This is a genomic window from Thermodesulfobacterium hydrogeniphilum (assembly GCF_000746255.1).
In the GTDB taxonomy this organism is placed as follows: domain Bacteria; phylum Desulfobacterota; class Thermodesulfobacteria; order Thermodesulfobacteriales; family Thermodesulfobacteriaceae; genus Thermodesulfobacterium; species Thermodesulfobacterium hydrogeniphilum.
The window spans coordinates 283,341-308,235 of sequence record NZ_JQKW01000006.1; the positions used below are offsets into that span (position 1 = coordinate 283,341).

25 protein-coding genes and 1 tRNA gene are annotated in these 24,895 nt (G+C 30.2%); 17 read left to right on the forward strand and 9 right to left on the reverse strand.

What is annotated here, in order from left to right; genetic code table 11:
* The 3 genes from rtcA to CC87_RS01925 are packed head-to-tail and all read left to right on the forward strand — an operon-like array spanning nt 1 to nt 2,879.
* Complete coding sequence (rtcA, locus tag CC87_RS01915; protein ID WP_038055500.1) at nt 1-1,056, forward strand: RNA 3'-terminal phosphate cyclase; 1,056 nt, start codon at nt 1-3, stop codon at nt 1,054-1,056.
* The gene (locus tag CC87_RS01920; RefSeq protein WP_051920425.1) at nt 1,034-2,197 is read left to right on the forward strand and encodes an RNA ligase; all 1,164 of its coding nucleotides are present in this window, start codon (nt 1,034-1,036) and stop codon (nt 2,195-2,197) included. The genes rtcA and CC87_RS01920 overlap by 23 nt, the downstream gene beginning before the upstream one ends.
* Nucleotides 2,184-2,879 carry a precorrin-2 dehydrogenase/sirohydrochlorin ferrochelatase family protein gene (locus CC87_RS01925; protein ID WP_245605480.1) on the forward strand — a complete coding sequence of 232 codons (696 nt, stop codon included), beginning with the start codon at nt 2,184-2,186 and terminating at the stop codon, nt 2,877-2,879. The genes CC87_RS01920 and CC87_RS01925 overlap by 14 nt, the downstream gene beginning before the upstream one ends.
* Here CC87_RS01925 and CC87_RS01930 read toward each other — a convergent pair.
* Nucleotides 2,818-3,402 (reverse strand): NUDIX hydrolase, encoded by a 585-nt coding sequence (locus CC87_RS01930; RefSeq protein ID WP_051920427.1) that lies wholly within the window; start codon nt 3,400-3,402, stop codon nt 2,818-2,820. The two genes, CC87_RS01925 and CC87_RS01930, sit on opposite strands and share 62 nt — an antisense overlap.
* 56 nt (nt 3,403-3,458) lie before the next feature.
* On the reverse strand, nt 3,459-5,825 hold the full coding sequence (lon, locus tag CC87_RS01935; RefSeq protein ID WP_051920428.1) for an endopeptidase La: 2,367 nt from the start codon (nt 5,823-5,825) through the stop codon (nt 3,459-3,461).
* Nucleotides 5,826-6,019: 194 nt separating this feature from the next.
* Here lon and CC87_RS01940 point away from each other — a divergent pair.
* Nucleotides 6,020-6,095 (forward strand) — tRNA-His (locus CC87_RS01940).
* 162 nt (nt 6,096-6,257) lie between these two features.
* Here CC87_RS01940 and CC87_RS01945 read toward each other — a convergent pair.
* From CC87_RS01945 to CC87_RS01955, 3 genes are all read right to left on the reverse strand, one after another.
* On the reverse strand, nt 6,258-7,346 hold the full coding sequence (locus CC87_RS01945; RefSeq protein WP_038055505.1) for an NAD(P)H-dependent flavin oxidoreductase: 1,089 nt from the start codon (nt 7,344-7,346) through the stop codon (nt 6,258-6,260).
* A 438-nt stretch (nt 7,347-7,784) separates the two neighbouring features.
* Nucleotides 7,785-8,417, reverse strand: a complete 633-nt coding sequence (locus CC87_RS01950) for a site-2 protease family protein (protein WP_038055507.1) — start codon at nt 8,415-8,417, stop codon at nt 7,785-7,787.
* On the reverse strand, nt 8,417-9,640 hold the full coding sequence (locus CC87_RS01955; protein ID WP_038055509.1) for a S41 family peptidase: 1,224 nt from the start codon (nt 9,638-9,640) through the stop codon (nt 8,417-8,419). The genes CC87_RS01950 and CC87_RS01955 overlap by 1 nt, the downstream gene beginning before the upstream one ends.
* Before the next feature lie 245 nt (nt 9,641-9,885).
* Between CC87_RS01955 and rpsB the strand changes: the two genes are divergently transcribed.
* The 8 genes from rpsB to CC87_RS01995 are packed head-to-tail and all read left to right on the forward strand — an operon-like array spanning nt 9,886 to nt 15,642.
* On the forward strand, nt 9,886-10,731 hold the full coding sequence (gene rpsB, locus CC87_RS01960) for a 30S ribosomal protein S2 (protein WP_038055511.1): 846 nt from the start codon (nt 9,886-9,888) through the stop codon (nt 10,729-10,731).
* Nucleotides 10,732-10,754: 23 nt separating this feature from the next.
* Nucleotides 10,755-11,351: a translation elongation factor Ts gene (gene tsf, locus CC87_RS01965; protein ID WP_038055513.1), complete on the forward strand. Its 597-nt coding sequence runs from the start codon at nt 10,755-10,757 to the stop codon at nt 11,349-11,351.
* A 5-nt stretch (nt 11,352-11,356) separates the two neighbouring features.
* Nucleotides 11,357-12,070 (forward strand): UMP kinase, encoded by a 714-nt coding sequence (gene pyrH / locus CC87_RS01970; RefSeq protein ID WP_038055515.1) that lies wholly within the window; start codon nt 11,357-11,359, stop codon nt 12,068-12,070.
* Between the two features lie 56 nt (nt 12,071-12,126).
* Nucleotides 12,127-12,648, forward strand: coding sequence for a ribosome recycling factor (gene frr / locus CC87_RS01975; RefSeq protein ID WP_342666625.1), 522 nt, complete (start codon nt 12,127-12,129; stop codon nt 12,646-12,648).
* A 2-nt stretch (nt 12,649-12,650) separates the two neighbouring features.
* Nucleotides 12,651-13,394, forward strand: coding sequence for an undecaprenyl pyrophosphate synthase (locus CC87_RS01980; RefSeq protein ID WP_245605481.1), 744 nt, complete (start codon nt 12,651-12,653; stop codon nt 13,392-13,394).
* Nucleotides 13,384-14,166: a phosphatidate cytidylyltransferase gene (locus CC87_RS01985; protein WP_156955557.1), complete on the forward strand. Its 783-nt coding sequence runs from the start codon at nt 13,384-13,386 to the stop codon at nt 14,164-14,166. Before CC87_RS01980 ends, CC87_RS01985 begins: the two co-directional genes overlap by 11 nt.
* Nucleotides 14,163-14,768: an HD domain-containing protein gene (locus CC87_RS01990; protein ID WP_051920430.1), complete on the forward strand. Its 606-nt coding sequence runs from the start codon at nt 14,163-14,165 to the stop codon at nt 14,766-14,768. Before CC87_RS01985 ends, CC87_RS01990 begins: the two co-directional genes overlap by 4 nt.
* Nucleotides 14,713-15,642, forward strand: coding sequence for a D-alanine--D-alanine ligase family protein (locus CC87_RS01995; protein ID WP_038055521.1), 930 nt, complete (start codon nt 14,713-14,715; stop codon nt 15,640-15,642). The genes CC87_RS01990 and CC87_RS01995 overlap by 56 nt, the downstream gene beginning before the upstream one ends.
* Nucleotides 15,643-15,644: 2 nt before the next feature.
* On the opposite strand, the gene CC87_RS02000 is transcribed toward CC87_RS01995, so the two are convergent.
* Complete coding sequence (locus tag CC87_RS02000; RefSeq protein ID WP_038055523.1) at nt 15,645-16,037, reverse strand: hypothetical protein; 393 nt, start codon at nt 16,035-16,037, stop codon at nt 15,645-15,647.
* Nucleotides 16,038-16,050: 13 nt separating this feature from the next.
* Here CC87_RS02000 and CC87_RS02005 point away from each other — a divergent pair, with 13 nt between their 5' ends.
* Nucleotides 16,051-16,446 (forward strand): BON domain-containing protein, encoded by a 396-nt coding sequence (locus CC87_RS02005; RefSeq protein WP_051920432.1) that lies wholly within the window; start codon nt 16,051-16,053, stop codon nt 16,444-16,446.
* A gap of 5 nt (nt 16,447-16,451) precedes the next feature.
* Here CC87_RS02005 and mnmL read toward each other — a convergent pair whose 3' ends face one another.
* On the reverse strand, nt 16,452-17,411 hold the full coding sequence (mnmL, locus tag CC87_RS02010; RefSeq protein WP_245605482.1) for a tRNA modification radical SAM protein MnmL/YtqA: 960 nt from the start codon (nt 17,409-17,411) through the stop codon (nt 16,452-16,454).
* Between the two features lie 68 nt (nt 17,412-17,479).
* Between mnmL and mnmG the strand changes: the two genes are divergently transcribed.
* The 3 genes from mnmG to CC87_RS02025 are packed head-to-tail and all read left to right on the forward strand — an operon-like array spanning nt 17,480 to nt 21,171.
* Nucleotides 17,480-19,360: a tRNA uridine-5-carboxymethylaminomethyl(34) synthesis enzyme MnmG gene (gene mnmG, locus CC87_RS02015; RefSeq protein ID WP_038055724.1), complete on the forward strand. Its 1,881-nt coding sequence runs from the start codon at nt 17,480-17,482 to the stop codon at nt 19,358-19,360.
* 4 nt (nt 19,361-19,364) lie between these two features.
* Nucleotides 19,365-20,477, forward strand: a complete 1,113-nt coding sequence (locus tag CC87_RS08555) for a CCA tRNA nucleotidyltransferase (protein ID WP_051920434.1) — start codon at nt 19,365-19,367, stop codon at nt 20,475-20,477.
* A complete protein-coding gene (locus CC87_RS02025; RefSeq protein WP_038055526.1) occupies nt 20,452-21,171 on the forward strand; it encodes a SagB/ThcOx family dehydrogenase in 720 nt (239 codons plus the stop codon). Before CC87_RS08555 ends, CC87_RS02025 begins: the two co-directional genes overlap by 26 nt.
* Nucleotide 21,172: 1 nt before the next feature.
* Here the strand turns inward: CC87_RS02025 and CC87_RS02030 are convergent, their stop codons facing one another.
* Nucleotides 21,173-21,922 carry a hypothetical protein gene (locus CC87_RS02030; RefSeq protein ID WP_038055528.1) on the reverse strand — a complete coding sequence of 250 codons (750 nt, stop codon included), beginning with the start codon at nt 21,920-21,922 and terminating at the stop codon, nt 21,173-21,175.
* Nucleotides 21,923-22,012: 90 nt separating this feature from the next.
* Between CC87_RS02030 and CC87_RS02035 the strand changes: the two genes are divergently transcribed.
* Entirely contained in the window at nt 22,013-23,356 is a 1,344-nt protein-coding gene (locus tag CC87_RS02035) for a sigma-70 family RNA polymerase sigma factor (RefSeq protein ID WP_038055530.1), read from the forward strand.
* Here CC87_RS02035 and CC87_RS02040 read toward each other — a convergent pair.
* The gene (locus CC87_RS02040) at nt 23,353-24,837 is read right to left on the reverse strand and encodes a UvrD-helicase domain-containing protein (RefSeq protein WP_038055532.1); all 1,485 of its coding nucleotides are present in this window, start codon (nt 24,835-24,837) and stop codon (nt 23,353-23,355) included. The genes CC87_RS02035 and CC87_RS02040 overlap by 4 nt on opposite strands.
* Nucleotides 24,838-24,895: the final 58 nt, after the last annotated feature.

Genomic DNA, 24,895 nt, shown 5'->3' on the forward strand with positions numbered 1-24,895 from the left:
ATGCTCTTGATAGATGGTTCTTATGGAGAGGGCGGGGGACAGATATTGAGGACTTCTCTCTCCTTAGCTATTATTTTTAAAAAGCCAGTTAAAATTTTTAACATAAGAGTAAATAGATCCAAACCAGGTTTACAGCCTCAGCATTTAGCCTGTGTAAAAGCTTCTGCTGAAATTTCTAAAGCTGAAGTACAAGGAGCTGAACTAAATTCTAAGGAGATTATTTTTATTCCTAAGGATATGCCTTCTAATAAAACTTATATCTTTGATATTAAAACCGCTGGTTCTACAGGCCTACTTTTTCAGACTTTGATCTATCCCTTGGCTTTTTCAGAGGGAGGGACTCTTATTATTAAAGGAGGAACCCATATACCTTATAGCCCTTGTTATCATTATTTAAAATATGTTTTTTTACCTGTCGTTGAAAATTTCGGTTTAAAATCCCATATTATAATGGAAAAAGCGGGTTTTTATCCTAAGGGAGGTGGAAAAATTAAAGCCAAGATTTTTCCCTGGAAAGAATTTTATTTTCCTAATTTGGCTTCTTCTTTTGTTCCTTTTAGAACACAGATAATCAGTTTGATTTCAGATAAATTACCTTCTCATATTTTGGAAAGACAGGCTAAATCAGCTTTGGAAATTTTAAAATCTAAAGTATTAGAAGCAGAAATTATTTTAGAAAAAGTAAAGACAGAATCTCCAGGCACTATGCTTTTTATTTATTCTATAGATAAGGATAGAATAAAAAGGGCAGGTTTTACTGAATTAGGGAGAAAGAGATATCCTGCAGAGGAGGTGGGCAAAAACGCAGCTTTTCAGTTTTTAAATTTTTTGGATACTCATACTCAAATAGAAGAACATTTAGGAGATCAGCTTTTAATCCCTATAAGTCTTGCTATACTAAATTCTAAGAAAAAAGAATTCGGTTATACTGTTTCTAAGGTAACCAGACATCTTCTTACTCAGGCATGGCTTATTCCACAATTTATCCCTGAAGTCAAAATAGAAATAAAAGGGAAAGAAGGAGAAAAGGGAGATGTTAGAATTGAAGAAAGATGAAAAGGATATTTGGGAATATTTTAAATTTTGCTGGAAACAAAATTCTTATTTGAAAAGAATACCTCTGGTGGATTGGGAAAAAGCTTTTCAAAAAGGGAAATTATTATTCTTTTCTTGGAAAAATAAAAATTTTTTTAGATTAAATAAAGAATTTCGTTCTTATCCCTTGGGAACATTTTTTAATGAAAAACTTTTTGTTCCAGGGTATCCCCATATTCCAAGAGTTTATGTCTTAAAAACAGGTTTAAAGAGATATTTAAAATATCCCTTTTATGCAGAAGAGAAGATAGAAGGTTATAATGTGAGACTGGTGAAAGTAGAGGATGAGATTCTGGCATTTACCAGAAGGGGCTATGTTTGTCCCTTTGCTACTGATAGATGGGAAGACTTTTTACCTAATCTCCCAGAATTTTTTGAAGAAAATCCTGATTTCGTGGTCTGTTGCGAAGTTGCTGGACCTGAAAACCCTTTTGTAAGTGAATATCCTCCTTATATCAAAGAAGATGTAAATTATTTTGTTTTTGATTTTATGGAAAAAGGAACAGGTAAATTTATAAATATTTCAAAAAAATTGAAATGGCTTGAAAAATATAATCTAAATTCTCCTGAAATAAATGGACCTTTTGATCCTGAGAGAGATTACAAAGAAATAAAAGAATTATTAGCCAGGTATCACTTGGAAAAAAGGGAAGGGGTTGTTTTTAAACCAGAAGACAAAGGATCAAGAGTGAAATATGTAACTCCATTTTCAAATTTAGAAGATTTAAAGGTAGTTTTTCCTTATTTAGGTGATATAGATCCTTATTTTATCTCTTTAAGATTAATCAGGCTTGCCTTAAATTTGTATGAATTTGAAGAGTTTAAAGAAGAGGTTTATAATAAATTAGGACCAAATATGTTTGAAGAAATTCTGAAAATGTTTAATGAAGATAAACCTTCTCAGGAAATTTTTAAAGTCAGATTTAAAAAAGAAAGTAATTATCTGGCAATGTTAGCGCATTTTCGTTTAGCCAAAGTAAATGTAGAAATAAAACGAGCTGAATGGAAAAATGGCTATCTGCATATAGAATTTGTTAAAATTTATCCTAAAGCAACACAATTTTGGAAATCCAAATTGGAGGGGTGGGGTGAGGTTGATTAAAGAATATTTTCCGATTTTTTTAAATATTGAAAACAAATTATGCATAGTTGTAGGTGGAGGGAAAGTAGCGGAAAGGAAAATAAAAAGTCTTTTAAGAGCAAAAGCCAAGGTAAAAGTTATTTCTCCAGAGTTAACCCCAAAGCTTAAAAAATGGGCTGAAGAGGGAAAATTTGTTTGGGAAAAAAGAGTTTATCAAATAGGTGATTTAGAAGGAGCTTGGTTAGTTATAGCAGCTACCAATGATCCTGAAGTTCAAAAAGAGATTTATCAAGAGGCAGAACAAAAAAGAGTTTTTTGTAATGTAGTAGATGTTCCAGAATTTTGCAGTTTTATAGTTCCTTCGGTGGTGAGAAGAGGAAAATTAGCTATTGCTATTTCTACTTCAGGAGCAAGTCCTGCTGTAGCAAGAAGATTAAGAGAAACTTTGGAAGAATTGATAGGTGAAGAATACGAGATTTATATAGAACTTATGAAAAACCTTAGAGACCAAATTTTGAATTTAAATATATCTTCTCAAGAAAAAGAAGCCAAACTTCAAAAACTGGCTTTAATTCCTATTCCAAGGTATATAAAATATGGGGATTTAGAGCTACTAAAAACTGTTATAGAAAAAGAAGGCCTTATTTTCCCTTCAGCTCTGTTTGAGTCACTAAGGACCAGTATTTCTTCCAAAGAAATTTAAAAGATGGGCTGAAAATTTCAGGAGAAGTTTGAATTAATTTATCTACTTCTTCTACCAAAAAGAAACGTCCTTCTTCAATCTCTAAAGGATTAGGTTTGGGAATTTTGTTAGTATATCCTACAAAAAGAGCTATACATTCTCTGGTAGGACTTTCTGTAGGATTTATTTTAAATACTTCCTCTAATTTTACCTTTATAGATAATTCCTCTTTTAACTCTCTTTGAGCAGTTATTAAAAAACTTTCTCCTACTAAAACATGTCCTGAAGCAGAAGATGTCCAGAGGCCTGGATTTTCTTCAACAATTTGCGATTTTTTTTGCAAATAAATCTCTCTATTTTTATTAAATAAGAAAATATGAACAGTTTTATGGAAATACCCTTTGTTATGAATTTCTTCACGGTTTAGAATAGTAATAGGATTGCAATTTTCATCAACAGCTTCTAAAAGTTCTCGTTTTCTACTTTCGGGTGTTTCTTTTTTTTTACGGCCTTTTTTTTGGCTATCTTTTTTCTTTTTATTCATAATTTTTTCAAAAATTATATTATTACAAAAAATTAAAATTTGAAAAGAGATAAAAATTAATTTTTTATAACCAATTTAATAACTTCATCTAAATGTGAAATAAATATGAATTCTATTTGTTCCCTTAAATCTTTGGGGATATCTTCCAAATCTTTAGCATTTTTATAAGGTATAAGAACTTTTTTGATACCTTTTCTCAGCGCAGCCAAGGATTTTTCTTTAATTCCTCCTACAGGTAAAACTTTACCTCTTAAAGTAATTTCTCCTGTCATTGCATAATCTTTTGAAACAGGTTTTTGTGTAAGTGCGGAGATCATAGCAGTAGCTATAGTAACTCCGGCACTTGGTCCATCCTTGGGGATAGCACCAGAGGGGACATGTACATGTATATCATATTTAGTATAAAAATCTGGTCTTAACTGAAGTTCTTTGTGTCTGGATCTTATATAAGAAAGAGCTGCTTGAGCGCTTTCTTTCATAATATCTCCCAAATGACCAGTTAAAATTAAATTACCCTTACCAGGCATGGTCACAGCTTCTACATATAAAACCTCTCCACCATTTGGTGTCCAAGCAAGACCCGTAGCTACTCCGATTTCATCTTTTTCTTGTTTTAATTCTTCTATATACTCTGGGGGACCTAAGTATTCTGTTAAATTTTCTTCAGTAATTTCAAAAGGTCCTTTTTCTCCTTCAGCGAGTTTTCTTGCTATCTTTCTGCAAATAGTGGCCAGCTTTCTTTCCAGTTCTCTTACTCCTGACTCAAAGGTATATTCTTCAATGATTTTTAAAATTACTTTATCAGAGATTTTTAATAGTTTCTTTTTTAAACCATGGTCTTTAAGCAATTTAGGTAGAAGATGCCTTTTAGCTATTTCTAATTTTTCTTTAAAAGTATAACCAGATAGATATATTACTTCCATACGGTCTAAAAGGACCTTTGGAATAGGTTCTGTCATATTAGCTGTAGCAATAAAAAGAACTTTGGACAGATCAAATGGTACATCTAAATAATGATCTACAAATTCTTTATTTTGTTCAGGATCTAAAACTTCTAAAAGAGCAGCAGCTGGATCACCGTGAAAATCACTGCAAAGTTTATCAATTTCATCAAGTAAAAAAACAGGATTATTTACACCAGCTTGTTTAATTCCCTGAATGATTCTGCCAGGTAAAGCTCCTACATAAGTTCTTCTGTGCCCTCTTATTTCTGCTTCGTCTTTTATTCCTCCAAGAGCAGCTCTTACAAATTTTCTTCCCAGAGCTTCAGCTATGGATCTTCCTAAACTGGTTTTACCTACTCCAGGAGGTCCTACAAAACAAATTATAGCTCCTTTAGCTTTTGGATTTATTTTTTTAACAGCTAAAAATTCTAAAATTCTATCTTTAACTTTTTCCAAGTTATAATGATCTTTATCCAAAACTTTTTTTACATGCTTTAAATCTAAAATATCTTTAGTAGATTTTTTCCAGGGAAGTTCTATGAGCCATTCTAAGTAATTTCTGATTACTGCAGCTTCAGAGGAATCCGGATGCATAAATTCAAGACGATTTAATTGCTTTAAGGCTTCTTTTTCTACTTGTTTGGGCATTTTAGCTTTTTTAATCTTTTTACGGAGTTCTTCTATTTCACTTTCTATATCTTCAAATTCCCCTAATTCTCTTTTTATAGCCCTAAGCTGTTCTCTTAAAAAGTATTCTCTCTGAGATCTCCCTATTTCCTCCTGTGCCTCTGCTTGGATTTTGTTTTGAAGAGTGGTTATTTCTATTTCCTGTAATAAAATTTTAGAAATGGTTTTTAAACGTTCTACTCCATCAAGGGTTTCAAGAAGATTTTGAGCTTGTTTAACCTTTAATTTAAGATAAATGGTAATAAGATCTGCTAATCTTCCAGGTTCTTCTATAGATTCAATAACTGCAGAAATTTCTGAATTTAAAGTTCCTTTTAAAGCTAATAGCTTTTCAATATTTTCTTTTACAGTGCGGATTAAAGCTTCAATTTCAGGGGTAATAATTTCTGGCTCTTTTTCCTTACAGGGTTCTATTTTTACTTTAAAATAAGGATCTGTTTGTAAAAATTCTTTAATTTCAACCCTTGATAAAACTTGAACAACCACTTTTAAACGGTTTTCAGATATATTAAAGGTTTTTAAAATCAGACCTATGGTGCCGATTTTGTATAAATCTTCAGGCTTGGGATTTTCTATACGAGAATTCTTTTGAGTTGACAAAGCAATGAGTTTGTCTTTGTTTAAGGCTTCTTCTATAGCTTTTAAGGATTTAGGTCTTCCAACAAATAGAGGAACTACCATAGAAGGAAAAAGGACAATATCTCTAATTGCCATTAAAGGTAGTATTTCAGGGACATCTATTATTTCCCCTTCTGAGATTTCAGGAATATTAATTTCAAGCTCTTCTCTCATAAACCTCCTTTTAAATTTTAAAAAATTTTGTATCATAAATGTAAATCCTTAAATGATTTATTCAAGAGAAAAAAGAAATTTTTATCAAATTATTTTTATATAATTTAATTTTTTGAAAAAAAATCATAAACAATTTTTAAACAAAAGGTATATTGATTTTTTAAAAAGGTATATTAAATTTATAATGACTATTGGAGGCCGTAGCTCAGTTGGTAGAGCATCGGGCTGTGGCCCCGAGTGTCACGGGTTCGAGTCCCGTCGGCCTCCCCAGATTGATGGCTCTTTTGAGATGTAAGCTTCTCCGGCAGTAATTGCTTCAGAGTACAACTCATTATATATGTAGTATTGCAGATACATATACCTCTGAATGAACTCACTTTTTCTCTATAAAGCAAAAGAAAAAACCTTGTATGGATAAGAAGTCGCTAAGGTTTATACAGAGGCTGCTTTTTCATATTCTATCAATAAGCTTTCAATTAACTCTTTAACAGAAATAATCTTATCCACTCTATATGCATTAGCTCCTGCAAAAGCAAAGCCCTCTTCCAAATTGCCTTTTTTTGCGTTGGTTAGTGCTAAAGCAATACAGTATGGCACTTTTTTAAAATCACAAGGTTTTAAACACTTCCATAAAAACCTGATCGGTTTTTTTATTCCAGCTTTAACTTCTTCTAAAAATTTATTTTTTATTGCTCTTCCTGGTAAACCAACAGGACTATCTATTATTATTATATCTTCTTTTTTACACTTAACAAAAGCTTCTTTAAACCGGACATCTGCATCGCACTCATGAGTTGCTACAAATCGTGTACCCATTTGAACTCCATCAGCACCCATTTGAATAAATTTATAAATGTCTTCACCAGTATATATTCCACCAGCGACAATAATCGGGATTTTCTTTTCAAATTGTTTTTCATAGACTCTTATTACAGATATAACTTCTGGCAAAATATTTTCCAGGCTATAGCGTGGATCATCAATCTGTTCTCTTTTAAATCCAAGATGACCTCCAGCTAAAGGACCCTCAATAACTACAGCATCAGGAACATGGTTGTAGTGTTTTGCCCAATATCTAAATATAAGATCAGCAGCCCTTGCAGAAGATACAATAGGAACAACCTTTGTGGAGCTATTTTTTAAAGCTTCAAAAGGAACTTTTAATGGCAAACCTGCACCGAGAAAGACAAGATCTGCTTTCTCTTCTATTGCTACCAGTAAAAGCTCCTCAAAATCTGAAAGAGCTACCATTATATTAACTCCTATAATGCCCTTTGTCATTTCTTTTGCTTTTCTTATTTCTTTTCTTAATGCTCTTTTATTTGCTTCCTTAAAGTTTGTTTTAAAATCTGGTTCAAGCATACCAATTGCGGCAGCACCAATAACTCCTATACCACCTTCATTTGCTACAGCTGAAGCCAATCCCGATAAAGAGATACCTACGCTCATTCCACCTTGAATAATTGGTATTTCAGCCTCAAGATCACCTATTTTCAATTTAGGCAATTTTCTTGAGCTCATAAATTTACCTCCATTAAAATTTTAAATATTATGAAAAAATATACCAAAGAAAAATGAAAAGTCTATTAAAAATTTTTAAAAAGTGATATTTTATTAATGATATTATCTGATATGCTATTGTTAAATAAATCCCAGTTCCTATTATGTCTGCCAGAGTTGTAATAAGGGAGTGCGCTTGCAGTCGCAGGATTTTTTAAGCTTTTAATATCATCGCTAATTTGTTTCAATTGCAGAAAATTTTATAAATTTTATCAGTTGATGAATATATTTTGGGGAAAACTTCTCTGGTAACTTTGATTTTTTGTTTATATCTTTCTGATACTTTTTAATAGAAATTATACATCCTATGGTAATAAAAAAACAAAAAAAGCAAGAGTATTTTTTAATCAAAAACGAATTTTACATGGATACCTTTGTCTAATTGGACAAATAGAAATTTTAGAAATAGGTTAAAGAGAAAACAAAATCAGAAAGAAAAGAAATGATAGGATAAACTATATAGGATAAAAGACCAGTAAGAGCTAAAAATAAAATCAGAAAAAATCCAAAAAGTTCCAATTTTAGATAACTTGCTCTTAAAGAATAGGGGAGAAATTTTACTAATATCTTACTTCCATCTAAAGGAGGTATAGGAAGAAGATTAAAAACTCCCAATCCTATATTGATTTTTACTCCTAAATAGCACATCAAAGCTAAAGGTTCTGAAACTTGAAAATTTAAAAAATTAATCTTTAAAATACCAAACAGATGGAAAAAGAAAGCAAATATAAAGGCTAAAATTATGTTGGATAAAGGTCCTGCTAAAGAAACCAAAGCCATGTCTCTCCAGGGATTTTTAAAATAATTAGGATTAATAGGAACAGGTTTAGCCCAACCTATAGCCTGTGTTATAAAAAGAGTTATAGTTCCCAAAGGATCCAAATGTTTAAGAGGATTTAAAGAAAGTCTATCAGCAAGCTTTGGAGTAGGATCTCCTAATAAATAAGCCACAAGTCCATGAGAAAACTCATGAACTGTTAAAGCAAGAAGTAAAGGAGGTGTAAGTAAAATAAAAATTTTTAAATCAAACATCAATACTCTATTTTAGAAATCTCTTTTATGTTTTTTAAAATAGAAAGAGCCATTTTTACCTGAAAATCCTTTTCAGGATCTGTGGTTCTCATAATTACATCTTCATGACTTTTTATTTTAAGTTCCATTTCAGGTATTTCTATATCAGGCTTTATTCCCACCTTATCTATGCAAACTCCATTGGGAGTATAATAAAAAGCAGTAGTTAGTTTTACAGCATAACCATCTTCCAATGGAATAACTGTTTGAACTCTGCCTTTTCCAAAACTTTTTTGTCCTAATACCAAAGCTCTATGATTATCTTTTAAAGCTCCTGTAACAATTTCAGAAGCAGAGGCTGTTCCGTGATTAATCAAAATAACAATAGGATAATGATGTTTTTCATTAGGAGGATTGGGTTTAGCTCTAAATTCCATCTGGCTGTTTTTATTTTTACCTTTTATGGAAACTATTAAACCTTTATCTAAGAATTCATCAGCAACATCTATAGCAGAGGAAAGTAAACCTCCTGGATTATATCTCAAATCTAACACAATACCCTTGATTTTTTCCTTACTTTCTAATTTTTCTAAAGCTTTTTCTAATTCTTCAGGGGTTTTTTCTTGAAAACTTGTGATTCTAACATAGGCATAACCAGGTTCTAAAATTTTGTATTTTACACTTTTTATAGGAATAACATCCCGTGTTAAAGTGATAACCTTGATATCTTTATCATTTCTTAATATGGTAATGGTAACTTTTGTTCCTTTTGGTCCTCTTAAAAGCTTAACAGCCTCTAACAAAGACATTCCTTTTGTAGGTTTATCATTTATTTTTAAAATTTTATCTCCAGGTTTTATACCAGCTTTCCATGCAGGGGTATCTTCTATAGGAGCAACAACCGTTAGAATTCCATCTTTCATAGTTATCTCTATACCAATTCCTGTAAAACTACCTTTAGTTTCTATTTCCAGCTCTTTATACTCTTCAGGTGTCATTAAACAAGAGTAAGGATCAAGAGAATTTAGCATTCCATTTATAGCACCGTAGATCAATTTTTTGGGACTTATATCTGTTACATAATTATCTTCTATCAAACTTAAAACCTGAGAAAACATTTTAAGATATTTATATATTTCATTATTTTTTTCTTTTGAAAAACAATTATTAAATTTGAAAATTATAAAAAAGATTAAAATTAGGCTTAAGATAAATCCTATAACTTTTTTAGAATTTGATCTCATAAAAAACCCCTTACAAAATTTTTTTAAATTTAAAAAATTAAACACCTAAAAAAAATTTTTTCAAGATATTTGAAGAATAATAAAGAATTCTTAAAATATAAAGATAAAATCTTGCAAAAAAAAGAAAACATGATTTAATTAGGAAACACAAAAAGCACGTCTAAGGGTTGGGGTGTCCCTTTAAAGGGATGCTTGGTTTTAGTCCACCTTAGACGGAAGAAAAAAACCCCAAAGGAGGTAATTTTATGGCTCACATTACTATGAAACAGCTTCTTGAAGCAGGTGTCCATTTTGGACATCAGACCCGTAGATGGAATCCAAAAATGAAACCCTTCATTTTTGGAGAAAGAAACGGCATTCACATTATTGATTTACAGCAAACTCTTAAGTATTTTGAAATTGCCTATGAATTTGTGGTAAATTTAGTAGCTAATGGTGGAAAACTTTTATTTGTCGGAACAAAAAAACAGGCTCAAGAAACTATTAAAACTGAAGCTGAAAGATGCGGAATGTATTATGTAAATTATCGTTGGCTTGGTGGAACACTTACTAATTTTAGAACAATTAGACAAAGTGTAGAAAAGCTCAAAAGAATTGAGTCTTGGTTTGAAGATGGAACTATAGAGAGGTTCCCTAAAAAAGAAAGACTTAAGTTAGAGCGTTTAAAAAATAAATTAGAAAGAAACTTGGCTGGTATTAAAGATATGGAAACCTTACCTCAGGCTTTATATATAGTTGATCCTGTGCATGAAGAAATTGCTGTAAAAGAAGCAAGAAAACTTGGAATACCTATAATAGCTATTGTAGATACAAATTGTGATCCAGATCTAATAGACTATATCATTCCAGGGAATGATGATGCTATAAGAGCTGTAAAACTTCTTACCAGTAAAATAGCTGATGCCTGCTTAGAAGGTTTAGAAATTTACAAAGAAAAAGTAGCAGCTATGAGTGATAAAGAGGAAATGGTAGGAGAAGAAGAATTTCAAAGTGAGGAAGAAAAGGCAGAGGCTATTTTAGAAGAAATTTTAGCTGAGGAGACTAAGGAAGAGAAATTAGAAGAAGAAGCTTCTAAGATGCCTGAAGAATAAAAAATTTTAAAAGGAGGTTAATTATGACAAAAATTAGTTTAGAACTTATAAAACAACTTAGAGAAAGAACTGCTGCTGGTTTTTCAGACTGCAAAAAAGCTTTGGAAGAAGCTGGTGGAGATATAGAAAAAGCTGTAGATATTTTAAGAAAAAGAGGTTTAGCTATAGCTGCTAAAAGAGCAGGAAAAGAAGCCAGTGAAGGGGTAATTGCTGCTTATATTCATAGTAATAAAAAAATAGGGGTTTTAGTAGAAGTAAATTGTGAAACAGATTTTGTTGCCAGAACTGATGAATTTCAGGAATTTGCTCACAATGTAGCTATGCAAATTGCTGCTACTAATCCTATAGCGGTAAGCAGAGATCAGGTGCCTCAAGAAATTTTAGAAAGAGAAAAAAAGATATATGAAGAGCAATTAAGAGAAAGTGGAAAACCTGAAAATATAATTCCAAAAATAATAGAAGGAAAGTTAGAGAAGTTTTATAAGGAAAATGTTTTGTTAGAACAGGATTTTATTAAAAATCCAGAGATTACTGTTCAGGATTTGTTAAATGAACTTATAGCAAAGACTGGAGAAAAGATAGTAATTAAAAGATTTTGTAGATATCAAATAGGGGAATAAAAGAAGTGCCTGAAGTGAAATATAAAAGGATTTTGCTTAAAATTTCTGGAGAAGCTTTACTTGGGGATAAATCTTTTGGTATTGATAATAAAGTACTCAATAAAATTGCAGAGGAATTAAAAGAAATTTATCAATATGGTGTTGAAATAGGAATAGTTATTGGTGGAGGAAATATTTTTAGAGGTGTAGCAGGAGAAAAACAGGGAATGGATAGAGCCAGAGCAGATTATATGGGTATGCTTGCAACTTTAATAAATGCTCTGGCTCTTCAAGATGCTATAGAATCTAAAAATATTCCTTGTAGAGTAATGTCAGCTTTGGAAGTTAAAGAAGTTGCAGAGACTTATATAAGAGAAAAAGCTTTAAAACACTTGGAAAAAGGTAGAATACTCATTTTAGCTTGTGGAACCGGGAATCCTTTTTTTACCACAGATACAGCTGCAGTTTTAAGAGCTTTGGAATTAAAAGCAAAAATTTTATTTAAAGCCACCAAGGTTGATGGAGTATATGACAAAGATCCTTTTAAAGATCCTACAGCTAAAAAATTTGATGAATTAACTTTTGATGAAGCCTTGCAAAAAAAATTAAGAGTTATGGATGCTACAGCTTTTTCTTTAGCCAGAGATTATAAACTTCCAGTTTTAGTTTTTAACTTATTAAAATATGGTAATATTAAAAAAGCACTTTTAGGGGAAAAAGTAGGGACTTTGATTAAATAATTTAAAAAGGAGGTGAGAACTTCGTGAATCAATCCTTAGAAGAAACAAAGAAGAAAATGGAAAAAAGGGTTAAGGCTTTTAAAGAAGAACTTTCTCATATAAGAACTTCAAGAGCTTCTATTTCTCTTTTGGAAGGAATTAAAGTTGATTGCTATGGAACCAAGATGCCTATTACTCAGTTAGCTACTATTAATATCATAGAAGGAAAAATGATAGTTATTCAACCCTGGGATGTTAATCTGGTAAAAGAAATGGAAAAGGCTATTCAAAAGTCGGATCTTGGTATTAATCCTACCAGTGATGGAAAAACCATAAAACTTGTTATACCTCCACTTACAGAAGAAAGAAGAAAAGAGTTAACCAAAGTAGTAGGTAAATTGGCTGAAGAAGCAAGAATCGCTATAAGAAATATAAGAAGAGATATTTTAGATAAATTTAAAACAGCCAAAAAGAAAGGTGAAATTTCTGAAGATGACTATATTCAATTGGAAAAAAAGGTTCAAAAAATAACTGATGAACATATAAAAAAAATAGATGAATTATTAAAAGAAAAAGAAAAAGAAATTTTAACAGTTTAATGATGAGCTCACAAGATTTTGATCTGATTTTAGATCCGTCAAAGCTTCCTGAGCATGTTGCTATTATTATGGATGGAAATGGCAGATGGGCTAAAAAAAAAGGGTTGCCCCGTATATATGGACATAAAAAGGGAGTAGAAACTGCTAAAAAAATCATTTTAAAAACCTATGAGCTCGGTATTCCTGTTCTTACTCTTTTTGCTTTTTCCAAAGAAAACTGGGAAAGACCTAAGAGTGAAATAGAAACTATTTTTGAACTTTTAAAATTCTATTTGGAAAATGAATTAGAAAACATGCAAAAAAAAGAGATAAAATTTGTAGCTATAGGTGATATAGAAGATTTTCCAAAAGACTTGCAAAAAAGAATTAAATATACAGAAGATGTTACTAAGGAAAATAAGAAAATGAAACTTTGTTTAGCTCTTAGTTATGGGGGAAGGACTGAAATTATAAGAGCTACTAAAATAATAGCTGATAAAGTTAAAAAAGGAGAGGTTGACCCTGAAGAAATAAATGAAAAATTATTTAGAAAATTTCTTTATACTGCAGATTTACCTGATCCTGATCTTCTTATAAGAACAAGTGGAGAGCTCAGAATTTCCAATTTTTTGCTTTTCCAGATGGCTTATACAGAATTTTATTTTACTCCTATTTGTTGGCCTGATTTTGATGAGAAAGAGTATATAAAAGCCCTTTATTCTTATCAACAAAGAGAAAGAAGATTTGGCAGAATTTATGAATTTTAAAAGATTTATTACTGCTTTAATTCTTTTTCCTATTCTTATTTTACTTCTTTTTAAAGCTTCTTTGTCTATTCTTTTGGTATTAATTTTATTTACTGCTTTTATATGTTATTATGAATGGTCTAATCTTTTTCACTTTTCTTTTTACTGGTTATTCTGGGGTGAAGTTCTGCTACTTATGGGATTATTTTTATCTGCTATTTTAAATATTCCTAAGTTTTATATATTTTATATATTTCTATTTTTTTCTTTTCTACCTTTTTTATTTGCTTATGAAAAAGAAAAGTTTAAAATACTTTTTTTACCTTTTTTAATAGGCCTTATCTATCTTTTTATAGGTCTTTTCCCTTTTTGGGAAATTTTACAAGAATTTAAAAGAGAATATCTGGTTTACTTTTTTTCAATAATCTTTGCTAATGATACAGGTGCTTATTTGACAGGTAAAGCCTTTGGAAAACATCATTTTTTCCCAAAAATCTCTCCTAAGAAAACCTGGGAAGGTTTTTTTGGGGGAATATGTTTAGCTGTAATAATAGCAATATTACTTAACAAATTCTGGAATTTATTTCCTAATTTCACTAATTTATTTATAGCAGGGTTTTTAGCTATAGTGGGAACCATAGGAGATCTTTTTGAATCAGCTTTTAAAAGAATGGTAAATAAAAAAGATTCTGGTAGAATAATTTGGGGACATGGAGGAATGCTTGACAGAATAGATGGAGTTTTATTTTCTGCGCCTTTGTTTTTAATATTTTTAAATTTTCTTAAAAAATGATTCCGTCTATAGAGGAATGCTATAAACTTTTAAAAGAAGAAAAAGTCCCAGAACATATTATCAGACATTCTGAAAAAGTGGCTTTAGTTTCTCTATTTATTGGTGGTTGTTTAAAAGAAAAAGGAGAGGATTTAAATTTACCTTTATTATTGGCAGGTGCACTTTTACATGATATCAAAAAGTATGAGTCAATTTTAACAGGAATTAATCACGCTGAAGCTGGTTACAAACTTTTAAAAAGTTTAGGATATAAAAGAGTAGCAGAAATTGTAAAAAATCATATTTATTTGAATTTAGATTTGTATTCACCTATTAAAGAAGATGAAATTGTCTTTTACGCTGATAAAAGGGTTAAACACGAGCAAATTGTTAGTTTAAAAGAAAGATTTATTGATCTTAAAGAAAGGTATGGAAGGAATCCTAAATCTCTTGCCAGATTGCAATTTTTGGAAAAAATTACTTATCTTATTGAAAATCGCATTTTTAACAAACTTCCTTTTTCTCCTGAGAAAGTATTAGAATTAGAAAAGATTAAGGAGGTAAAAAATGTCCTCTACAAGAATATTGAAAATAGCACTTCTTGCTGGTGGAAAATCTTCTGAAAGAGAGATTTCTTTAAAAGGTGTAGAATCTGTTAAAAAAGCTTTAGAAAAATTAGGGCATAAATATGAATTTTTTGATCCAGCTACTGATTTGCCAATAATTGCACAAAGAGCCAAAGAATTTGATTGTGCTTTTTTGGTAATGCATGGTCCAGGAGGAGAAGATGGGACTTTACAAGGATTTTTAGATTCTATAGGTCTTCCTTATCAGGGGTCAGGGGTTTTAGGAAGTGCACTTGCTATGCATAAAGGCCTTTCCAAAAAACTTTACGAATCTGCTGGTTTACCCGTCCCTAAAGGAAAGATTTTTTTTAAAAACAGCCTGTTTTCTGATATTGCAGATTTTGCTAAAGGTTTAGGATACCCTTTAGTAGTAAAACCAGCTACTCAGGGATCAAGTGTAGGATTAAGTATAGTCAAAAAAGAGGAAGATTTAAAAGAAGCTTTGGAAAGAGCTTTTAGCATAGATAATGAAATTTTGTTAGAAGAATATTTAAAAGGTAGAGAAATAACTGTAGGAATTTTGGATGACAAACCTTTACCTGTGGTTGAAATTGTTCCTAAAGCCTCTGAAACTTTTGATTACAAGACTAAATATACTCCCGGACTTGCAGAAGAAATATGTCCTGCAGTATTACCTGAAAGTCTGACTAAAAAAGCTCAGGAATATGGACTCAAAGCTCATAATACTTTGAGATTGAGACATTATAGTAGAACTGATATGATAATTGTAGGAGAAAAAATTTATGTTCTTGAAACAAATACAATTCCAGGAATGACAGAGACAAGTTTATTACCTTTAGCAGCAAAAGTAGCTGGATATACCTTTGAAACTCTTATTCAAAAATTATTAGACCTTGCTTTAAAAAAATAACCTTAGGAATAGAAACCTTCTTTAATTTTTTGTGCTTCAATTCCTATAAAGAAAGCCCAGTCTTTTAAAAGATTTTTTAAAGAGGATTCTGGAAGAGTTTCTAAAAGCTTATTAATCTCTAAAGCCTGAATTAAAAGATAATCTCCTATTGTTTCAGATGTTGAATAATTAATCTTTTTTTCTCCTAAATTTTCCAAGATTTTAGAACTTTCCTCTAACTTTTGATAAATGTAAGAAAATTTTTCCTCTTGAGATTTTTGTAAAAATTCATGAGTTTCTAATTTTTCAAGGGCTACTTTAAGATAGTCTTCAAAATTTGTCTTAAAATTTCTATTTAAACTTTTAGAATCTATGTTAAAATTTATCTGGTTTAAAATTTTAGGATCAATTTTCATAAGGAGCCTCCTGATGTTTAAATTATATTTTAATAAATTTATCGGAAAAAATCAAGCTAAATTAAGTAAAAAAGTATTTTTGTTTCTAATTCTTTTACCTGTTCTTTTTTGTTATGGTTGTGGGTGGGTTTTAGTTGGGGTAGGAGCTTATGGAGGTTATAAAGTTGCTACTGATCCAAGAAGTGTAGGAACCCAGATAGATGATGCTAAGATTACTGCTAAAATCAAGCTTAAACTTATAGAAGATCCAGAACTTAAAGCTTTTTCTATAGATGTAGATACAGTAAACGGAGTGGTTACTCTTACAGGTGTAGTAAAAAATGAAAAACAGAGAATGAAAGCAATAAAGATTGTTAAAAGTGTTCCAGGAGTAAAAAAAATTATCAATAATTTACAGATAGAGCACTAATAAGATTATTCTGTGTAATTTTTGCCCTGATATAATTCTTTTTTGCTCATTATCTTTCTGATTAAATTAATAACTTCCATTTTTCTGCTAACCCATAAAGGGGCTAAGATATCTTCTTTACGTGCTTCAGAACATAGTCTATGAATTACTGTAGTAGGAGGAAGGTAGGTTAAAGCTTCTGCTACAAGATTTGCATAAAACTCCATTTCTAAGGGGTTATATTTGCCTTTTAAATACAATTCTGCCATTTTAGAACCCTTTACTATATATAGAGCGTGAAATTTTATACCATCTATTTTGAGTTTGGCTAAGGTTTTAACAGTTTCTAACATCATCTCTTTAGTTTCCCCAGGTAAACCAAAAATAATATGCACTACTACAGGAATATCGTATTTTTTAAGCAAATTATAACCCTGTAAAAAATCTTCAAAGGTGTGACCTCTGTTAATAAGTTTTAGTGTCTGGTTATGCATACTTTGCAATCCCAATTCTATCCAAAGATAATAGCCTTTTTCTTGATAAGATTTTAAAAGCTTGGCGATATTTTCATCTATACAATCAGGACGGGTGCCAATAGCTAAACCTACTATAGAGGGATCTAAATAAACTATATCATAAATTTCTTTTAGCTTTTCTAAAGGAGCATAAGTATTACAGAAGGACTGGAAATAGGCAATAAATTTTTTAAATTTTTTCTTTTTAAAAATTTCCAAAAATAATTTAACTTGCTCTTCCAAAGATTTGCCTTCTTTAAATAGACCTGTCCCAGAGCCTTTAGGATCACAGTAAATACAACCTCCGTACCCTTTAGTTCCATCTCTATTAGGACAGGATAAACCTGCATCAAGGGGGATTTTTTTTACTTTTTCTCCAAACTTTTCTTTTAAAAATTCATTTAAGGAATAATAGAGCCTTTGTTTTTTCATGAAGTTAATAGTAAATCCCTTTATAATTTTTTCAACCATTCCTAAAAATGAAAATAGGGGTTATATTTAATATAAAAACAAACCCTTTAGGGAGGATGAAGCTGGGTATGATATTTTTAGATAATTTTGATGTGATTGTTATTGGAGCAGGGCATGCAGGAATAGAAGCGTGTTTAGCAGCAAGTAGAATGGGATGTAAAACCTTATTAATAACTGTTAATCTTGAACGTATAGGAGCTATGAGCTGTAATCCTTCTATAGGAGGTATAGGAAAAGGACATTTGGTAAAAGAGATAGATGCTCTTGGCGGTGAAATGGCTTTAGCAATAGATGAAACAGGTATTCAATTCAGAAAACTTAATACTAAAAAAGGTCCTGCTGTAAGAGCAACCCGTGCTCAGGCAGACAGATTTAGATATCAAGAAAGAATGAAAAGAATTTTAGAAAGAGTTCCCAATCTTTATATAAAACAAGGACTTGTCACCAGACTTTTAATTAAAGATAAAAAAATAATTGGAGTAGAAACTAAAGCAAAAGAACAATTTGGAGCTAAAACAGTGGTTATTGCTCCTGGAACCTTTTTACATGGGCTCATCCATATAGGTTTAGAACATTTTCCTGCTGGAAGAATGGGGGATCCTCCTTCCAATAAATTAGCAGAAAATTTAAAAGAACTTGGTTTTGAACTTGGAAGGTTTAAAACCGGGACCTGCGCCAGACTTGATGGAAGAACTATAGATTATAGCAAATTAGAAATACAATGGGGAGATTTTCCACCACCTTTATTCTCTTTTAAAAATAAAGGGAAAAGACCACCTCTCCCTCAAGTCCCCTGTTTTATTACTTATACTACTGAAAAAACTCATAAGATTATTAAAAATGCCTTAGATAGATCTCCTTTATTTACAGGAAAAATTAAAGGGAGAGGAGTCAGATATTGTCCTTCTATAGAAGATAAAGTTTTTAGATTTCCTGATAAAGAAAGACATCAAATTTTTATTGAACCGGAAGGTCTGGATACTATAGAAGTTTATCCTAATGGAATAAGCACCAGTCTTCCTATAGATGTTCAATGGGAGATGATAAGAAGTATACCAGGGCTTGAGAAAGCTGAAATTTTAAGACCTGGTTACGGAATAGAACATGATTATGTAAATCCTGTCCAAATTAAACATTCTTTGGAAACCAAGCTTATTTCTGGTTTATTTTTTGCAGGTCAGATTAATGGAACCACTGGATATGAAGAAGCTGCTGCTCAGGGATTAATAGCAGGAATAAATGCAGCACTTTATGTAAAAGAGGAAGAACCTCTTATTTTAGATCGTTCTCAAGCCTATATAGGAGTTCTTATAGATGATCTTGTAACCAAAGGCACTGATGAACCTTATAGAATGTTTACTTCCCGTGCAGAATATAGACTCCTTTTAAGAGAAGATAACGCTGATTTAAGACTTACAGAAATAGGAAGAAAATTAGGATTGGTTGATGATAAGAGATGGAGCTTATACTTAGATAAAAAAGAAAAACTTCAAAAAATTACTCAATTCTTAAAAGAGACCAAGATATCTCCCAGTTTTATAAATGCTTATTTAGAAAAAATAGGTTCTACACCTTTAAAAACAGGTATTAGACTCTATGAATTGTTAAGAAGACCTGAAGTAGAAATACAAGCTCTGGTGGATTTAATTCCTGAGTTAAAAGAATATTCTTCTGATATCCTTTCTGAGGTAGAAACAGAAATAAAATATAGTGGATATATAGAAAAGCAACTTCGTGAGGTGGAAAAATTCAAAAAACTTGAAAGCATGAAACTTCCTGAAGATTTAAATTATTACGAAATTCCAGGGCTTTCTAATGAAATGAGAGAAAAATTTAGCAGAATCAGACCTACTTCTATTGGTCAGGCTATGAGAATTCCAGGAGTCACCCCTGCTGCCATTTCTGCTATTCAGATTCATCTAAAAAAGCATTATTCTTCTGAAGATTAAAATAGTGTTTAATAAAAAAATTCCTAAAAGGATTATAAAAATTATTAAAAAACTTCAAAAAAAAGGGTATACTACCTATTTGGTAGGAGGTTGTGTAAGGGATCTATTAGTAGGGCTTACTCCTAAGGATTATGATATAGGAACTACTGCTACCCCTGAAGAAATTATAGAAATTTTTCCCAGAAGTCAAATAATAGGAAGGAGATTCCCTATTGTTCATGTTTATTTAAATAAAAATAAGTATGTAGAAATCACCACTTTTAGAGGAAGAGAAGAACTGGATAATAAAATAAAAGATAATTATGGAACACCTGAAGAAGACGCTTTCAGAAGAGATCTTACTATAAATGCTCTATTTTATGATATAAATAATCAACAAATTATAGATTATGTAGGTGGTTTAAAAGATTTAAAAAAAGGAATAGTTAGGGTAATAGGTGAACCCTCTAAAAGATTTGAAAAAGATCCTATAAGAATGCTAAGAGCAATTAGACATGCCTCTCGCTTGGGCTTTAATATAGAACCTGAAACTTGGGAAGCAATATTAAAAAATAAATCTCTTATCAAAAAAGTGACCTGGGAAAGATTAAGAGATGAAATTTTAAAAGATATAGCAGGCTTTTGGGTCCATAGCTGGTTTGTTCTTTTAAAAGAAAGCGGTTTACTTTATGAAATATATCCTTTTTATAAAAAACTTTTTAAAAACTCAAAATTTAATGAAATATTGTTGTTTAAAACTTTAAAATTTTTGGGAAAGGAGAATAAACTAACCTTAGAGCAAAGGGTGATATTGTTTACTTTTGCTTTTTTACCTCTTATAAATCGGCCTTACAATCCTCTCTCTTTTAAGAGAATTCCTGGTTTTGATAGGCAGGATCTTTTGAAATTATTCTGGGCTTTATTTTTTACTTTCAGATTTAACAGAGTTTTTTTTGAAAAAGCTATGGATATGCTTAGAGATACTTATAAAATTTTATATATAATCAAAAGAAAACAGAGGATCTCCAAGAAATATAAGAAAAAATCTTATTTTGATGAAATTCTAATAATTGCAAGATTTTTAGAAAAACTTTTAGACAAGGAGGAAAAAAGTGTTAAAAAGAACAAAGGCTTATGAATTTTTAAAAAGTACCAATTTTTCTTTAAGAAAACCTATTCTAAAAGAGGTTCCTGTAGAGCCGGCTTTTCCTTTCAAAGAATATCCTTCAGCTACCAAAATAAAACTATCCTTAGAAACTATTTCTTCCACTCCTAATCTTTTTGAAATTTTATCTAAAAGGAGGAGCAACAGAGATTATAAAAAATATCCTATCAGCTTAAAAGAAATTTCTCTACTTTGTTATGCTGTACAAGGAATTACAGGTAGAGCAGGACCTTATTTATTAAGAACTGCTCCTTCAGCTGGAGCTCTGTATCCCATAGAAACTTATATAGCTATTAATTTTTCTTCAGAAATATCACCTGGTATTTATCATTTAGAGATAAAAGATTTTTCTTTAGCTTTGCTTCAGGAAGGATATTTAGGAGATGTATTAAGTAAACTTGCTCTTGGACAAACTTTTGTTGCTACAGCAAGTGTGGTTTTTATTTGGTCTGCGGTTTTAAGAAGGACTATTTCTAAATATGGAAATAGAGGCTTAAGATATATATTTATGGATGTAGCTCATATTTGTCAAAATTTGCTTTTAGCTTGTGAAGCTCTTGGTTTAAAAGCCTGTCCTATAGGGGCTTTTTTTGATGAGGAAATAAATGTTCTTTTAGGTTTAAATGAAGAAGAAAATGTAATTTATATAGCAACTGTAGGAAAATAAATTAAAATTTTCCTTTTTCTTTTGCTTTTTTCTTTTGATATTTCTTCCAGGGTCTTTCCTTTTTCTTTCCATAAGTAATTTTTCTAAAGGGTATATCTTCCAAGTCATTTTTGGTTTCAAAAATTAAAGGTTCTTTAAAAAATGTAATAGGTTCAGGCTTTTCTGGAGTTTTTTCCTTAGGGCCGTATTTTTTAAGAAATTTATTATCTATAGGAGGTCCTTTTAAAGCAGAATAAGGAAGTTTTTCTACTAAAAAAATGTTATCTCCAAATTGTAAAACTTCTGTATCCTCAGATATAAATTTAGGATTAATCTGTATAACCAGAGCACCTTTAACTTTAGCCCAATTTTCTGCAAGTTCTTTATCTGCAAAAAGAGGAATTTTCTGATTGTAAGGTTTCCAAATTCCATCTATGGAGATTTTAAGCCAAATTTTTGGCTTGACAAAACTCCAAAAATTATTAAAATTATAAATTTGGGATAAATTTATTTTTACAGGAGGTGAATAGAAGGTATTTTTAGCTTTTACCAAATTGAAATTTTCCAAAAATTCAAAAAAATCTCTGTAATAATAAGAAAAAACCTGTTTTAATGTTTGTAAGTTTACTTTTTTAAATTTTTTAGTAAAAATTAGGACTTGAAAAATTTCTTTAATTTTAAAAAATCCATTATTATCAGGAATTAAACCGAATTCTTCTGGATGATATGCTAAAAGATAGGTTAGAAATTTTAGTAATAAATTATTTACCATTGAATATTTATAAACTATGTTTTATGTTTTAAACAGCTTATAAAAAATATAACACTAAAAAATTAAAAGAGGAGAGGTGGTAGGGTTAAAATGGCTAATAAAGGTTTAAATGAAAAAATTTTAGAATTAGGAAAATCTGGACAGCTTACTTATGATCTATTAAATAAGCTTCTTCCAGAAGAATATAACGATCCTGATAAAATGGAAGAAATTTTTGATCTTCTTGAAAGCTATGGAATAGAATTAAAAGATATGGATCCTTATGAAAAAGAAGAATATATAGAGAAAAAAGCTCATGATAAAATGAAAGAATTAACCACTTTTGTAGAGGGTGAACTTGAGGAAGAAGAAACTATTTCTGAACCAGGAAGTGAGGAATTACTTTCATTTTATTTAAAAGAAATGGGCAAGTATGATCTTCTTACTCCTGAAAGAGAAGAAGAATTATCTAAACAAATAAGAGAAGGTTTTGATAGTATTATTAATTTAATAGAAAAGTCCAAACTTAATTATCCTGAAATAAAAGAGCTTAAACAAACTATAGAAGATTGGAAAAGAAAAGATCCCAATTTAAAACCTAAGAAAATTTATGTAAATTATTTAGAAGATATGGTTAAAACATGTGAAAAAAAATATAAGAAGATCTCTTCAGAAAAAGAAAAGCACAAAGATATTCTAAATCTTTGTGCCAAGATTAAAAAATATATAAATCAAATTGAAAGAGCCAAAGATGAAATGGTAAAAGCTAATCTTAGATTAGTAGTTTCTATTGCCAAGAAATATATCAGACAGGGATTATCCTTGGCTGATTTAATTCAGGAAGGGAATCTTGGTTTAATGAGAGCAGTTTATCGTTTTGACTATAGAAAGGGCAATAAATTTAGCACTTATGCTTCTTGGTGGATTAGACAATCTATTACAAGGGCTATTTTAGATAAAACCCGCACTATAAGATTACCTGTCCATTTCTTGGAATTGAGAAATCAAGTTTTCAAAGTATTTTATGAACTATCTAAAGAATTAAAAAGAGAACCCACTCCTGAAGAGCTTGCTGAAAGAACAGGTGTTCCTTATGAAAAAATATTGGTAATTTTTGAAACTTCTAAGGAACCTGTTTCACTTGAGACACCTATAGGAGATGAAGATAGCACTCTCGGGAATTTTATAGAAAATAAAAAAAGTCCATCTCCTTATGATTCTACAAGAAAAAAAGATGTTTCTGAAAAAATAAAGAAATTTTTAGCTACTCTTTCTCCAAGAGAAGAAAAAATAATCCGCATGAGATTTGGTTTAGGAGAATATGAAGGCTATACTTTGGAAGAAATAGGTTATATGTTTAAAGTTTCTCGTGAAAGAATTAGACAGATAGAAAAAAAAGCTTTAGCAAAAATGAGACAAGTTGCCCAAAAAGAAAAATTTGATTTAAGAGATTAAAATAAACCTGTTTGCTTGGGTTTTCTGGGTTTGGGCTTAAATATTTTAAGAGGAAAATTTTTAAAATACGGTGATAGACCTTTATTTAAATTAAAATAAAATATTTTTCTTTGATTGGTAGCTGTAAAATAAAAACCTTTTTTAGCTCTGGTTAATGCTACATAAACCAATCTTTTTTCTTCCTCTTCCAATGTATCTTTAAAAATCTTTAATGGGATTAAATCAGCCTCAGCTCCTACTAAAATTACATATTCTGCTTCCAATCCTTTAGAAGCATGAATGGAGAGAAAATTAATTCCTTCTTTATTGGTATTTAAAAAATCAGAAGGAGTTAGACTGGTTAAATAAGCTAAAAACTTTTCTTTATCATTAAAAGATAAAGCCCAAAGATTTTCAAGAAAAACTTTTATTTCGGAATTTAAGTTTTTTAAATGATCTTCTACAGGTATAGAAGAGGTTTTTAAAATATTTACTATTTCTTGAATCCTTTCAAAAATCAAATTAGCTTCTTCTTCAGCAAGATTTACAGGAATTCCAGATTTTTGAAAACTATTTTTTAAAGGTAAAAACACATTTTTAATTCTTGAAAGGATAAAAATATCATTGGGTGAAACAGTATCATACTTTTGTTCTTCTAATTGAAGACCTCCTAAAAGATTTTTTATCAGTTTTATTAAAAAATCTACTTCTTCATAGGTATTTTTAAAGAAAAAACCCTGAACAATTCCTTCTTTTTTAAGAGCTTTATAGGAAGGAACTTCCCAAGGAGCATTTTTAAAAGTTTCTGCATATTTTAAAATATTTTCAGGACATCTAAAACTTAAAGATAAACTTAAAATTTTTAAATCAGGTCTGAAATTTTTCCAGAAATTGTAAAGTTCTTTTAGATTTACATTTTTAAAACTATAGATAGATTGATTAGGATCTCCGAAAAGGATAAAAACAGCTTTTTTAAAAATTTTAAGAAAGTTTAAAATATCTGAAGAGAGATCTTGAAACTCATCAATAATTATATAATGATCTTTAAAATCCAAAAAATTAAATTGAGAAACTTCATAAAGCAAGAGTTCAAAATCCAATAAATTATTCTTTTTTAAATATTGGAAATAAATTTCTTTATTTTTAGGGTCTTTAAAAGAGTTTTTGTTTTTTTTAAAAAGTTTTTTTATTATAGAGGATTTTTCTTTTTCTGAGATAAGATTGGGAGTTTTTTGAAAGTGCTCTTTCCATAAATCATAGGCTAATCCATGAAAAGTATCAATTTTTATATCCGATAAACCTGATTTCTGAAATCTGACCTTTAATTCTTGAGATGTTTTTACAGAATAGGTTAAAACTAAAATTTTTTCAGGTGAAACAAAATCTAAAAGAGAATGGACTTTTCCTATTAAAGTATAAGTTTTCCCTGTTCCAGGACCTGCTATTATTAAAAGATTTCCAGGTGTTTCTATAATTCTTCTTTGCTCTTTTGTATATTCCATATTTTAAATTTTAACCAAGCTTTTTACCTAAGCAAGTTTAAATATAATCAGTTAAAGA